This is a genomic window from Streptomyces sp. NPDC052023, from assembly GCF_044548465.1.
Taxonomy (GTDB): domain Bacteria; phylum Actinomycetota; class Actinomycetes; order Streptomycetales; family Streptomycetaceae; genus Streptomyces.
Genome location: NZ_JBIUBW010000035.1, coordinates 1 through 13,239 on the forward strand (window position 1 = coordinate 1; position 13,239 = coordinate 13,239).

Sequence of the window (13,239 nt, forward strand, 5' to 3'; positions counted from 1 at the left end):
CTTCGGTCTTGCGTTTCCGACTCTATCAGATCTTTTCTCGATCCGATTTCCTCGGTGCTTTCCAGGTTCTCGCTTCCGCGTTTCCCTTTCCGGCGCTTCCGACTTTATCAGAGATTCTGAGTCGGAATTCCCGCCCCGCTCCGGAGAGTGTCTCCGGCGCGGACTGGCCGGGTTCCCGGGGGAGCGAGCCGTAAACGTACTGGAGCGGGGCGCCCCGATGCAAATCGAGGCGCCCCGCTCCAAGTCCGGGCAACGAAGGGGTCGTACGCCCCTCAGACCTCCACGACCACCGGCAGGATCATCGGCCTGCGGCGGTAGGTGTCGGAGACCCACTTGCCCAGCGTGCGGCGGATCAGTTGCTGCAACTGGTGGGGCTCCACGACGCCGTCCTGCGCCGAGCGCTCCAGGACTTCGGTGATCTTCGGCAGGACGTCGACGAAGGCCGAGTCCTCGATTCCGGAGCCACGGGCCTGGACGTGCGGGCCACCCGTGATCTTGCCGGTGGACGAGTCCACGACGACGAAGACCGAGATGATGCCCTCCTCGCCGAGGATCTTGCGGTCCTTCAGCGCAGGCTCGCCGACGTCACCGACGGACAGGCCGTCGACGTAGACGTAGCCGGCCTGGACCTTGCCGGAGATCTTCGCCTTGCCCTCGACGAGGTCGACGGCGACGCCGTCCTCGGCGATCACGATGCGGTCGTGCGGGACGCCGGTGAGGGCGCCCAGCTCGGCGTTCGCACGCAGGTGGCGCCATTCGCCGTGGACCGGCATCAGGTTGCGTGGCCTGCAGATGTTGTAGAAGTACAGGAGCTCGCCCGCCGACGCGTGGCCGGAGACGTGCACCTTGGCGTTGCCCTTGTGGACGACGTTGGCGCCCCAGCGGGTGAGGCCGTTGATCACGCGGTAAACCGCGTTCTCGTTGCCGGGGATCAGGGACGACGCCAGGATCACCGTGTCGCCGTCGACGATGCGGATCTGGTGGTCCCGGTTGGCCATGCGGGACAGGGCCGCCATTGGTTCGCCCTGCGATCCCGTGCAGACGAGGACCACCTCGCTGTCCGGGAGGTCGTCGAGCGTCTTGACGTCGACGACGAGGCCCGGCGGGACCCTCAAGTAGCCGAGGTCCCTGGCGATGCCCATGTTGCGGACCATGGAGCGGCCGACGAAGGCGACCCGGCGGCCGTACTCGTGGGCGGCGTCCAGGATCTGCTGGATGCGGTGGACGTGGCTGGCGAAGCTCGCCACGATGATCCGCTTGCGGGCGGACCCGAAGACCTGGCGGAGGACGTTGGAGATGTCGCGCTCGGGCGGCACGAAGCCCGGAACCTCGGCGTTCGTCGAGTCCGAGAGGAGAAGGTCGATGCCTTCCTCGCTCAGGCGTGCGAACGCGTGCAGGTCCGTGAGGCGACCGTCCAGCGGGAGCTGGTCCATCTTGAAGTCGCCGGTGTGCACGACCATGCCGGCGGGCGTGCGGATGGCGACCGCGAGCGCGTCCGGGATGGAGTGGTTGACCGCGACGAACTCGCAGTCGAAGGGGCCGACGCGCTCGCGATGGCCCTCGGCGACCTCGAGCGTGTAGGGGCGGATGCGGTGTTCCTGGAGCTTGGCCTCGATCAGGGCGAGGGTCAGCTTGGAGCCGATCAGTGGGATGTCGGGCTTCTCGCGGAGCAGGAAGGGGACACCGCCGATGTGGTCCTCGTGGCCATGTGTGAGGACGATGCCCTCGATGTCGTCGAGGCGGTCCCGGATGGACGAGAAGTCCGGCAGGATCAGGTCGATTCCGGGCTGCTCCTCCTCGGGGAAGAGCACTCCGCAGTCGACGATCAGCAGGCGGCCGCCGTATTCGAAGACCGTCATGTTGCGGCCGATCTCGCCGAGTCCGCCGAGCGGGGTGACCCGCAGGCCGCCTTCGGGGAGCGGCGGGGGCGAGCCGAGTTCAGGATGCGGATGACTCAAAAGACTCTCCTCACCACACGCGCCACGTACCGGTGGGGCACGTGGCGCGCGTGACGTTCGTGCAGAAGCAGTTGTCGTTGTGGGGTGCGGGCACCGGTGGCCCGCCTATTCAGTTGTGAAGTCCCTACGCGCCCGTTCGGGGCGAAGTCTGTTGTCAGAGCTGTACCCCGCCGGCAGCAAGATCGATCTTGAGTTGCTCGATCTCCTGAGCCGTGAGCTCGACCATGGGCGGCCGCAGGGGGCCGCCGGGCAGTCCCTGGAGGGCCAGCGCGGCCTTGGTGGTCATGACGCCCTGCGTGCGGAACATGCCCGTGTAGACGGGGAGCAGCTTCTGGTGGATCTCGGTCGCCTTCTGGACGTCACCGCTGGTGTACGCCTCGACCAGCTGGCGCAGCTCGGGGGTGACCACGTGCCCGACGACGGAGACGAAGCCGACGGCGCCCACGGAGAGCAGCGGCAGGTTGAGCATGTCGTCACCGGAGTACCAGGCGAGGCCCGAGCGTGCGATGGCCCAGCTCGCCCGGCCGAGGTCGCCCTTGGCGTCCTTGTTGGCGACGATCCGTGGGTGCTCGGCGAGGCGGACCAGTGTCTCCGTGTTGATCGGGACGCCGCTGCGGCCGGGGATGTCGTACAGCATGACCGGCAGCTCGGCGGCGTCGGCGACGGCGGCGAAGTGCCGGTACAGGCCCTCTTGCGGGGGCTTGTTGTAGTAAGGCGTCACGACCAGCAGGCCGTGTGCGCCGGTGCGCTCCGCCGCGCGCGCCAGCTCGATGCTGTGGTGCGTGTCGTTCGTGCCGACGCCGGCGACGACGTGGGCGCGGTCGCCAACGGCCTCCAGTACGGCTCGTACGAGGTCCGCTTTCTCCGCGTCGCTGGTGGTCGGGGACTCGCCGGTGGTGCCGTTGATGATCAGGCCGTCGTTGCCTGCGTCCACCAGGTGCGTGGCGAGCCGCTGCGCGCCGTCGAGGTCAAGTGCGCCGTCCGCCGTGAAGGGCGTGACCATGGCGGTAAGGACCCGCCCGAAGGGGGTCTGCGGAGTGGAGGTCGGAGCCATGGGTTACACGCTACTCGTTGCTCAGGGCGCGGTCTTCCCTCGGGAGGCGGGAAAAGTCCGGACAAAGATGGAGCCCGGCACTGCCTGCTCGGGGGTTCAAGCAGTGCCGGGTCCGTTTGATCAGGCTAGATGAACTTCTCTAAATGCCGCAATACGGACACTTCGCCCGACTGACCCGTACATCTGTGCCTGCCGGGTAAACAGGCGTGCGTTACGGCGCCACCCGGCCGTTGGCGTTGAAGGCGGCGTAGGTGAGCGGCATGAGCTTGGCCCACTCCGCCTCCATCTTCTCGCCGACCATCTCGATCTCCCGCTGCGGGAAGGACGGGACCTGGGCGAGTTCGTGCTGGGTGCGCAGGCCGAGGAAGTGCATCAGCGAGCGGGCGTTGCATGTGGCGTACATCGAGGAGAACAGGCCGACCGGGAGCACCGCGCGGGCGACCTCACGGGCGACGCCTGCGGCGAGCATCTCCTGGTAGGCCTCGTAGGCCTGGCGGTACGAGTCCTCCATGACGCGGCCGACCAGCTCCTGCTGGGCCTGGGTGCCCTCGACGAAGCGGTACTTGCCGGGGCGGCCCTCCTGGACCAGCTTGCGGGACTCGTCGGGGACGTAGAAGACCGGCTGGAGCTCGCGGTACCGGCCCGACTCCTCGTTGTAGGACCAGCCCACGCGGTGCCGCATGAACTCGCGGAAGACGAAGATCGGGGCGCTGATGAGGAAGGTCATCGAGTTGTGCTCGAAGGGGCTGCCGTGCCGGTCCCGCATCAGGTAGTTGATGAGGCCTTTGGAGCGCTCGGGGTCCTTGTCCAGTTCGTCCAGGGACTGCTCACCGCGGGTCGAGACGCGGGCGGCGAAGAGCACGTCGGCGTCCGCGGCGGTGTGCTTCACCAGCTCGACGGTGACATCGCTGCGGAAGCTCGGCTTGACGTCCGGAGCGTCCTGGGCTGCGTCGGCGGGGGTGTCGGTCACGGCTTGGAGGGTCCTTCCATCACTTCTCTCGGGCGGCGCCCACTCTACGGCCCGGCACCGACATCGGGGCGTTCGGTGCCGGGCCGCGACATCTTCGGTGAACCTCGGCGAAAGTTCGGCCAATCCGGCTTAACCGGGCACCTTTTGCGGCACCCGCTCGTCTGTGTTGGTGACAGCGATTCGTTCGAGTCCAGAGAGGAGCAGGACCACCGATGTTCCGTCGGCGCGAGCCCGTACCCTTTGCCTTCCTCGCCGAAGCGGAGCGGTTCCGCAGCAATGTCACTCCCCCGCCCCGCGAGCGTGCCTCCCTCGGGGAGATTGCAGGGCGCTGGCTGATGGGGCTCACCATCGTGGCCGGGCTCGCCGGCTCCCTGATCATCGGGACCCCGGCGCTGGAGCAGGACCACTTGTCCACGCCGACGCAGCAGTCCCAGGCGGCCGACGGCCGCTGAGTGTGCTCCTGACTCGGACGGACCCCCGAGGGTGGTGAGCGCGGACACGGGTCGATAGCCTCACCGGGCACAGCCCATGCATGGATGAGTGAGGACCCAGCCGTGCCCCTGCCCTTCCTGACGGCCGACAGCGACTTCGACACAGCGGACGATGCCGCGCTGCCGTTCGACGACCGCGACCGCTGGCGGCGGCCCTACCGCCCCGGCCCCTGGCGGGTGGGCGTGGCCGCGGTCTGGCTGCTGCTCGCCTCGTACGTGCTGGTCGCGGCCGTGATCATCGCCCTGACCGACTCCCTGTCGGCCTCCGCCGTGGTCTTCGGTATCGCCGTGGTGGTCATCGCCATCGCCCTGCGACTGCTGCGCATGGGCGTGTGGGTGAGCGCGCACGGGCTGCGGCAGGTGCGTCTGCTGCACACCCGGACGGTGTCATGGGACCGGGTCGCCGCGGTGCGGACGGTGCAGCAGCCGGTGCGCTGGCTGGGGCTGCCGCGCACGGTGCAGGGGCAGGCGCTGATCCTCGTACGCGAGGACCGCCCGGCGGACGACGCGCCGTACCTGCTGACCACGCACAACGCCGACTTCCTGGCGCGGTCGGGGGCGTTCGACCGGGCGGCGGACGCAGTGGAGGCGTGGGCCGCGGAGTACCGGCAGGCCTGAACGCCCTCCCTCGGGAGGCGCCCGGCGTCAGGCCTGGACGGGTCTGCCGTCGTGGAGGGCGATGGCTCGCTGCATCGCCTTGCGGGCCCGTGGGGTGTCGCGGGCGTCCTGATAGGCGACGGCCAGGCGGAACCAGGTGCGCCAGTCGTCCGGCGCCGCCTCCGTCTCGGCCTTGCGCCGGGTGAAGACCTCGTCGGCCGAGTCACGGTCGATACGGCCGCTGGGCAGCCGCTTGAGCTCGTCGACCGGCAGGCCCCCCTCGGCGTCGAGTTCGGCGGCGAGCCGGTTGGCTCTGCGGACGAACTGGGTGTTCTTCCACAGGAACCACAGGCCGATGAGCGGCAGGATCAGCACCGCCACACCGAAGGTGACGGCGAGGAGCGTGCCGGTCTTGATGAGCAGCACGCCACGGCTGCCGACCAGGACGAAGTAGAAGACCAGGACGGCGGCCGTGACGAGGTAGGAGAGCTTCGCGCGCATGAGGGTCCGGTTCAGCCCAGGTCCAGGAAGTGTTCCAGGCCGAAGGTGAGCCCAGGGGTACTCACCACGCGGCGGGCGCCCAGCAGGATGCCCGGCATGAAGCTGCTGTGGTGCAGCGAGTCGTGTCGCACGGTGAGGGTCTCCCCCTCACCGCCGAGCAGCACCTCCTGGTGCGCGAGCAGACCCCGCAGGCGCACCGCGTGCACGGGCACGCCGTCCACGTCGGCGCCGCGCGCCCCCTCCAGGGCCGTGACCGTGGCGTCCGGCGCGGGCGCCGAACCCGCCTTGGCGCGAGCCTCTGCGATGAGCTGGGCGGTGCGGGTCGCGGTGCCGCTGGGAGCGTCAACCTTGCCCGGATGGTGCAGCTCGACGACCTCGACGGACTCGAAGTACGGCGCGGCGATCTGCGCGAACTTCATGGTGAGGACGGCCCCGATGGAGAAGTTGGGTGCGATCAGCACGCCCGTCTCCGGGGACTGGTCCAGCCAGCCGCGCAGCTGCGTCAGGCGCTCGTCGGTCCAGCCCGTGGTGCCGACGACGGCGTGGATGCCGTGCCTGACGCAGAAGTCGAGGTTGCCCATCACCGAGGCGGGGGTGGTGAGTTCGACGGCGACCTGGGCGCCGGTCTCGGCCAGTGTCTCCAGCTTGTCACCCCGTGAGAGGGCGGCGACCAGCTCCATGTCCTCCGCGGCCTCGATGGCCCGTACCGCCTCGGAACCGATGCGGCCCTTGGCGCCGAGTACCGCCACGCGCAGCTTGCTCATGTTCATGCTTCCTTACCGACTTACCGGCTTACCGATGACGGATACGGGGGTCAGGCGACGGCATCGTGCAGACGCGCTGCCTGCTTGTCCTTCAGGGGGCCGATGACCGAGAGCGAGGGCCGCTGCCCCAGAATGTCGCGCGCGACCGCGCGGACCTCGTCCGGGGTCACCGCCGCTATCCGCGCCAGCATGTCGTCGACGGACATCTGCTCGCCCCAGCACAGCTCGCTCTTGCCGATACGGTTCATCAGCGCGCCGGTGTCCTCCAGGCCGAGCACCGTGGAGCCACGGAGCTGGCCGACGGCGCGCTCGATCTCGTCGTCCGCCAGGCCGTGCCCGGCGACGCGGTCGAGTTCGTCGCGGCAGATCTTCAGCACGTCGTGCACCTGTGACGGCCGGCAGCCGGCGTACACGCCGAACAGGCCGCAGTCGGCGAAGCCGGAGGTGTACGAGTAGACGCTGTAGGCGAGGCCGCGCTTCTCCCGTACCTCCTGGAAGAGCCGTGACGACATGCCGCCGCCGAGGGCGGTGTTCAGCACGCCGAGGGCCCAGCGGCGGTCGTCGGTACGGGCCAGACCCGGCATGCCCAGCACCACGTGGGCCTGCTCGGTCTTGCGGCCGATCAGCTCCACGCGGCCGGTGGCGCGGATGGCGCGGCGGCCGTCGCGCGGGGCGATGGGCCGGGCGGCGGGGTCCTTGAGGGCGCCGGCCTTCTCGAAGGCCGCGCGGACCAGTCGTACGACCTTGTTGTGGTCGAAGTTGCCGGCGCAGGCGACCACGAGGTGGGTCGGGTCGTAGTGCTTCTTGTAGAAGCGGCGGATGCGGTCGGCGGTGAGGGCGTTGACCGTGTCGACCGTGCCGAGGACCGGGCGGCCGAGCGCGTTGTCGCCGAACATCGTGTGCGCGAACAGGTCGTGCACGCAGTCGCTCGGGTCGTCCTCGGTCATCGCGATCTCTTCGAGGATCGCTCCGCGCTCGACGTTGACGTCCTCTTCGAGGATGAGCGAACCGGTCAGCATGTCGCAGACGACGTCGATGGCGAGCGGCAGGTCGGCGTCGAGCACCCGTGCGTAATAGCAGGTGTACTCCTTCGCCGTGAACGCGTTCATCTCGCCGCCGACCGCGTCGAGGGCGGAGGAGATGTCCAGGGCGCTTCTGCGCTGCGTGCCCTTGAAGAGCAGATGCTCCAGGTAGTGCGTGGCGCCGTTCAGGGAGGGCGTCTCGTCACGGGAGCCGACGTGCGCCCAGATGCCGAAGGTGGCGGAGCGCACGGAGGGCAGGGTCTCGGTGACGATGCGCAGGCCGCCGGGCAGCGTGGTCTTGCGGACGGTGCCGGTGCCGGCTGTGCCCGGGATGAGGGTTTGGGTACGGGCGACGGCCCGCGCCTCCGAGGAGGGGCGGGCCGTCACCTTGGAGCCACGGGACGTCACTGGTCGGCGTCGTCCTTCTTGTCGGCGTCGGAGCCTTCCTCGCCCTCGACGACCGGGATGAGGGAGAGCTTGCCGCGGGAGTCGATCTCGGCGATCTCGACCTGGACCTTGTGGCCCACGCCGAGCACGTCCTCGACGTTCTCCACGCGCTTGCCGCCGGCCAGCTTGCGGATCTGCGAGATGTGCAGCAGGCCGTCCTTGCCGGGCAGCAGGGAGACGAACGCGCCGAAGGTGGTCGTCTTCACGACGGTGCCCAGGTAGCGCTCGCCGACCTCGGGCATCGTCGGGTTGGCGATGCCGTTGATCGTGGCGCGGGCGGCCTCGGCGGACGGGCCGTCGGCGGCACCGATGTAGATCGTGCCGTCGTCCTCGATGGTGATCTCGGCGCCCGTGTCCTCCTGGATCTGGTTGATCATCTTGCCCTTGGGGCCGATGACCTCACCGATCTTGTCGACCGGGATCTTCACGGTGATGATCCGCGGCGCGTTCGGGGACATCTCGTCGGGCCGGTCGATGGCCTCCATCATCACGTCGAGGATGTGGAGACGCGCGTCCCGGGCCTGCTTCAGGGCGGCGGCGAGCACGGAGGCCGGGATGCCGTCCAGCTTGGTGTCGAGCTGGAGGGCGGTCACGAACTCCTTGGTGCCGGCGACCTTGAAGTCCATGTCGCCGAAGGCGTCCTCCGCACCGAGGATGTCGGTGAGGGTGACGTAGTGCGTCTCGCCCTCGATCTCCTGGGAGATCAGGCCCATGGCGATACCGGCGACCGGGGCCTTCAGCGGCACACCGGCGTTCAGCAGCGACATGGTGGAGGCGCAGACCGAGCCCATGGAGGTCGAGCCGTTGGAGCTGAGCGCCTCGGAGACCTGGCGGATCGCGTAGGGGAACTCCTCGCGCGTCGGCAGGACCGGGACGAGTGCGCGCTCGGCGAGGGCGCCGTGGCCGATCTCGCGGCGCTTCGGGGAGCCGACGCGGCCGGTCTCGCCGGTGGAGTACGGCGGGAAGTTGTAGTTGTGCATGTACCGCTTGCGGGTCACCGGGGAGAGGGTGTCCAGCTGCTGCTCCATGCGGAGCATGTTGAGGGTGGTGACGCCCAGGATCTGGGTCTCGCCACGCTCGAACACCGCGGAGCCGTGCACGCGCGGGATGGCCTCGACCTCGGCGGCGAGCGTACGGATGTCCGTCACGCCACGGCCGTCGATGCGCTTCTTCTCCTTGATGACGCGCTCACGGACCAGGGACTTGGTCAGCGAACGGTACGCGGCGGAGATCTCCTTCTCGCGGCCCTCGAACTCCGGCAGGAGCTTCTCGGCCGCGAGGGTCTTCACCCGGTCCAGCTCGGACTCGCGCTCCTGCTTGCCGGCGATGGTGAGCGCCTGGGCGAGCTCGGGCTTGACGGCGGCGGTGAGCGCCTCGAGGACGTCGTCCTGGTAGTCCAGGAAGATCGGGAACTCGCCGGTCGGCTTGGCGGCCTTGGCGGCGAGGTCCGACTGGGCCTTGCACAGGACCTTGATGAAGGGCTTCGCGGCGTCCAGACCGGCGGCGACGACCTCCTCGGTCGGCGCCTCGGAGCCGCCCTCGACCAGCTTGATGGTCTTCTCGGTGGCCTCGGCCTCGACCATCATGATCGCGACGTCGCCGTCCTCCAGGACGCGGCCCGCGACGACCATGTCGAAGACGGCGTCCTCGAGCTCGGTGTGCGTCGGGAAGGCCACCCACTGGCCGCGGATCAGCGCGACGCGGACGCCGCCGATCGGGCCGGAGAAGGGCAGACCGGCCAGCTGCGTGGACGCGGAGGCGGCGTTGATCGCCACGACGTCGTACAGGTGGTCGGGGTTGAGCGCCATGATCGTGGCGACCACCTGGATCTCGTTGCGCAGGCCCTTCTTGAAGGACGGGCGCAGCGGGCGGTCGATGAGGCGGCAGGTGAGGATGGCGTCCTCGCTGGGCCGGCCCTCACGGCGGAAGAAGCTGCCGGGGATCTTGCCGGCGGCGTACATCCGCTCCTCGACGTCCACCGTGAGGGGGAAGAAGTCGAGCTGGTCCTTGGGGTTCTTGGAGGCGGTGGTGGCCGACAGCACCATGGTGTCGTCGTCCAGGTACGCCACGGCGGAGCCGGCGGCCTGCTTGGCCAGGCGGCCCGTCTCGAAGCGGATGGTGCGGGTGCCGAAGGCGCCGTTGTCGATCACGGCTTCGGCGTAGTGGGTCTCGTTCTCCACTAGCGTTTTCTCCTCGTCTTCGTCCCTCTCGCCCGTGTTGGCGGGGGGACGGTGGCGGAGAAGCGCTCCGTCTGGTGCGGGCCGGTCTTCGATCGAAGCACCCGGGTCTCTTCCCCCGGGGGCCACTACCGAGGACCGGCGGCGGCGAGGTGCGCTCCTCCTCGTTCGTCTTGTGATCCCGCCTACCCCGATGGGCGGGCGGGATCACGCTGTGTCGTGCGTGCTACGTCGTGCGTACAGCGTCTTGCGTACTGCGTTGTGCTACCACACTACAAAGGGGCGGTGACACTCCGCACGTACGGCAAAGGGAGCGGCCCCCTCGAAGTGGGAACCGCTCCCTTCACGGCGTCTTACTTGGCGCCCGCCGCACCGCGGCGGATGCCGAGGCGGTCGACCAGCGCACGGAAGCGCTGGATGTCCTTCTTGGCGAGGTACTGCAGCAGCCGGCGGCGCTGACCGACCAGGATCAGCAGACCACGGCGGGAGTGGTGGTCGTGCTTGTGGGTCTTGAGGTGCTCCGTCAGGTCGGAGATCCGACGGGACAGCAGAGCGACCTGGACCTCGGGGGAGCCGGTGTCACCCTCCTTGGTACCGAACTCGGAGATGATCTGCTTCTTCACTGCGGCGTCGAGCGACACTCGTACTCCTCATAGTCTGTGATGGCCACCGAGTGCCCCCGGTCTGCATCTCGGGGGAGCTTCCATGACTCGGAAGGCGGGGATCCGCTGGGCGCGGCCTCCAGGGCCTGGGGCTCCGGGGGTGCGTACACATACGGCCGTCAGCCAGGGTACCAGCAGGTGAGGACCGCTCCGCCCACGGTCTTCGAAGCACCCCGCCGGCGGCCGGGCGGCCACTAGGGTGAGCGGTCGGATCGTCATCGGTACGTGCACGTCGGGAAGGGGTCGCTGTTCAATGGCGGAGACGGAAGCGGAGATCAAGGCGCGCAAGGAGCGGGAGCGGGACGAGTTGTACGCGCTCGACATCTCGGGCGTCGAGTGGCACAGCGCGCCGGGCACCGAGGAGCACGAGGAGCGGGTCGAGATCGCCTACCTGCCGGACGGTGCCGTGGCCATGCGGTCGTCGCTCGACCCCGGGACCGTGCTGCGGTACACGGAGGCGGAGTGGCGGGCGTTCGTGCTGGGGGCGCGGGACGGGGAGTTCGATCTGGAGGCGGCGCCGGGGGGCGGGGAGCAGTAGCCGGGTTCCTGTGCGGCGGCCCGTACACCGGCCGCCGCGTCGCCTGGATCACGGGCTCTTCTGCGCGTTGCTCTCGATACCGAGGGCCAGGTAGACCCACTGCGTCTGATCGGCCGCGGGGCCGGTGACCGACCTGGCGCCGAAGAAGAGGCGGCCTCCCTCGACCAGGACGTCCGTGAAATCGATCGACGTGAAGGTCTCGGCCTCGGCCGGCAGGTCGAAGTAGAAGAAGGGCGCCTCCTCACCCGTCCTCGTATCGAGGCTGAGAAGCGCGTTGGGCGTGATGTGGTCCTGGCTCTTGCGCAGGGCGAGGAGCTTGTCGCCGCTCATGCGTACCGGGACCAGCACGGCGTCGGGACCGGACTCGAACTTCTTCGTGGTGTTCCCGGTCGCCAGGTCGAAGCCGATGACCCAGTTCGAGATGTGCGCACCGATGTCGTCCTTGCTGCGCAGGAAGACCTGCTCGTCGCCGACGGCGACGGTCGGGCAGTAGTCGACGACCAGGTAGTCCTCGAACGAGCACTCCCCCACGTACGTTCCGTTCTGGAGGCGGATGGTGGCCCGGTTCTTGCCGTCGTCGTCGAGGGAGAGCAGTTCGGTGATGCCGATGTCGCCGGCGGAGACGGCCAGAACTGCCGGATCCGCGGACGGGATGCTGAGGTCCCTGATGCCCTTAGCGGCCGAGTACGACCACAGCGTGCGGCCCGTGGCCGGATCGACCCGGCGCACCTTGTACGAGAGGTGTTCAGGGGAGTCGAACGGCAGGCTCTTGTCGCCGTTCCAGCATTGCTCGCGCACGAGCAGCGCACCGCCGCCGGCGACACCGTGATCCTTGCAGGAGCCGACGGCCTTCGTGCGCCAGCGAACCTTGCCGCGATCCATGGCGTACGCGGCGGTGCCTCCGCCCCAGCTGACTGCCACCGTGTCGCGGGTCAGAGTCACGCTGGGGGTGTCCTGCAGGGCACTGTTCGCCGGGGTACCGGAGTGGCTGCTGCTCTGCGTGGCCGGGAACTCGCGGGACCAGATCTTGCGGCCGTCGTCGAGGTCGAAGAAGGCGACCTGGTTGCAGTAGGCCTCCTCTTCCTCGTCGTCGTCCTCCCGGTACAGGACGGCCGTGCGGTTCTCGACTGTGACATGGCGGGTGTAGCCGCAGATCGGGCCGTCGAGGGGGAGCTTCCACTTCTCGTCGCCGGGTGCGGCGTCGGTGCCGATGGCCAGGCCCACGAGGGTCTTGTTGATGCCCTTGGCGAGGATCTTGCCGGTGGCCCACATCCCCGGCATCTCGTACTGCTCACCGGGGCTCATGTCGTCCACGGAGAAACGGAACGCCATCTTTCCGGCAGTGCTCGCGGGCCGCTTCTCGACGGTCTCGCGGACATCGAGGCGGCTCTGTTCCGCGGGAGCCTCCGCCTTCGTCCCTGAGCCACCGCCGTCGCCGCCCCAGAGAAGCCAGCCACCCATGCCGAGGGCCACGACGAGTACGACGGCCGGCGGCCACACCAGCAGCTTCCGGCGGCGCCCTACGCGGGCGGCCTCTGCGGAGGTCGCGGACTGCGTGTATATGGAGGGGGGTGGGCCGAAGCTCAACGCTCGGGGTTCCTTTCAGTGCCGTGTGGATGGCTCGTCGGCTGCTTGCCCTGCATGTTGATACGGCTGTCCGGCGCAAGACGGTGCCCCGACAGAACCCGGGGGTGCCCGTCCCGGAAGGGGCTCCGGAGGCCTGAGAACATGGAGAGGCAATCGCGAGCGGTCGCGTGGAACAGTGCGGGTTGGCCGGATCAGGGCCGGGTTGTGAGGGCCGCATTCGCAACTGCTCACGCATCTCACAGGCACCCTATCGTCAGCGTTGTCAGCTGTTGCCACGGGATCGCCCTGCGTGAACCCACGTGCGCCGGAAACTGAGCGGGTACGGAAGTGTCGCTGCAGCAAGGAAATTGACGCAACGTCAGCTACGTGATCGTCACGCACCCATGAACGGGGTCGTGCCGGCGGCCCGCGCAGGGCATGTTCGTAGCACTGGACGGAGCGCCTCCGAACTGGCGGCGGACTGCTATGAGT

At 68.9% G+C, this 13,239-nt stretch carries 12 protein-coding genes; 3 read left to right on the forward strand and 9 right to left on the reverse strand.

The window, feature by feature from the left end:
• Positions 1 to 272: 272 nt before the first annotated feature.
• The 3 genes from ACIHCM_RS36255 to thyX all read right to left on the reverse strand — a co-directional run bounded on the left by ACIHCM_RS36255 (position 273) and on the right by thyX (position 3,982).
• The gene (locus ACIHCM_RS36255) at positions 273 to 1,958 is read right to left on the reverse strand and encodes a ribonuclease J (RefSeq protein WP_399905909.1); all 1,686 of its coding nucleotides are present in this window, start codon (positions 1,956 to 1,958) and stop codon (positions 273 to 275) included.
• A 154-nt stretch (positions 1,959 to 2,112) separates the two neighbouring features.
• Positions 2,113 to 3,012 (reverse strand): 4-hydroxy-tetrahydrodipicolinate synthase, encoded by a 900-nt coding sequence (dapA, locus tag ACIHCM_RS36260; protein ID WP_399905912.1) that lies wholly within the window; start codon positions 3,010 to 3,012, stop codon positions 2,113 to 2,115.
• 211 nt (positions 3,013 to 3,223) lie between these two features.
• Entirely contained in the window at positions 3,224 to 3,982 is a 759-nt protein-coding gene (thyX, locus tag ACIHCM_RS36265) for an FAD-dependent thymidylate synthase (protein ID WP_399905915.1), read from the reverse strand.
• Between the two features lie 212 nt (positions 3,983 to 4,194).
• Here thyX and ACIHCM_RS36270 point away from each other — a divergent pair, with 212 nt between their 5' ends.
• Both ACIHCM_RS36270 and ACIHCM_RS36275 read left to right on the forward strand, forming a co-directional pair.
• Positions 4,195 to 4,434, forward strand: a complete 240-nt coding sequence (locus tag ACIHCM_RS36270; RefSeq protein ID WP_399905918.1) for a hypothetical protein — start codon at positions 4,195 to 4,197, stop codon at positions 4,432 to 4,434.
• A gap of 102 nt (positions 4,435 to 4,536) precedes the next feature.
• On the forward strand, positions 4,537 to 5,091 hold the full coding sequence (locus tag ACIHCM_RS36275; RefSeq protein WP_399905986.1) for a hypothetical protein: 555 nt from the start codon (positions 4,537 to 4,539) through the stop codon (positions 5,089 to 5,091).
• Positions 5,092 to 5,118: 27 nt separating this feature from the next.
• Here the strand turns inward: ACIHCM_RS36275 and ACIHCM_RS36280 are convergent, their stop codons facing one another.
• The 5 genes from ACIHCM_RS36280 to rpsO form a co-directional block, all read right to left on the reverse strand.
• Entirely contained in the window at positions 5,119 to 5,571 is a 453-nt protein-coding gene (locus tag ACIHCM_RS36280; protein ID WP_399905921.1) for a hypothetical protein, read from the reverse strand.
• 11 nt (positions 5,572 to 5,582) lie between these two features.
• Positions 5,583 to 6,335, reverse strand: coding sequence for a 4-hydroxy-tetrahydrodipicolinate reductase (gene dapB / locus ACIHCM_RS36285; protein WP_399905924.1), 753 nt, complete (start codon positions 6,333 to 6,335; stop codon positions 5,583 to 5,585).
• Positions 6,336 to 6,385: 50 nt separating this feature from the next.
• Positions 6,386 to 7,765, reverse strand: a complete 1,380-nt coding sequence (locus tag ACIHCM_RS36290; RefSeq protein WP_399905927.1) for a M16 family metallopeptidase — start codon at positions 7,763 to 7,765, stop codon at positions 6,386 to 6,388.
• Positions 7,762 to 9,984 (reverse strand): polyribonucleotide nucleotidyltransferase, encoded by a 2,223-nt coding sequence (locus tag ACIHCM_RS36295; RefSeq protein WP_399905931.1) that lies wholly within the window; start codon positions 9,982 to 9,984, stop codon positions 7,762 to 7,764. The genes ACIHCM_RS36290 and ACIHCM_RS36295 overlap by 4 nt, the downstream gene beginning before the upstream one ends.
• Positions 9,985 to 10,334: 350 nt before the next feature.
• Positions 10,335 to 10,622: a 30S ribosomal protein S15 gene (rpsO, locus tag ACIHCM_RS36300; protein WP_004924725.1), complete on the reverse strand. Its 288-nt coding sequence runs from the start codon at positions 10,620 to 10,622 to the stop codon at positions 10,335 to 10,337.
• 274 nt (positions 10,623 to 10,896) lie between these two features.
• Here rpsO and ACIHCM_RS36305 point away from each other — a divergent pair, with 274 nt between their 5' ends.
• Positions 10,897 to 11,181, forward strand: coding sequence for a DUF397 domain-containing protein (locus ACIHCM_RS36305; protein ID WP_399905936.1), 285 nt, complete (start codon positions 10,897 to 10,899; stop codon positions 11,179 to 11,181).
• Between the two features lie 48 nt (positions 11,182 to 11,229).
• On the opposite strand, the gene ACIHCM_RS36310 is transcribed toward ACIHCM_RS36305, so the two are convergent.
• Positions 11,230 to 12,768: a PQQ-binding-like beta-propeller repeat protein gene (locus ACIHCM_RS36310; protein ID WP_399905939.1), complete on the reverse strand. Its 1,539-nt coding sequence runs from the start codon at positions 12,766 to 12,768 to the stop codon at positions 11,230 to 11,232.
• Positions 12,769 to 13,239 lie beyond the last annotated feature (471 nt).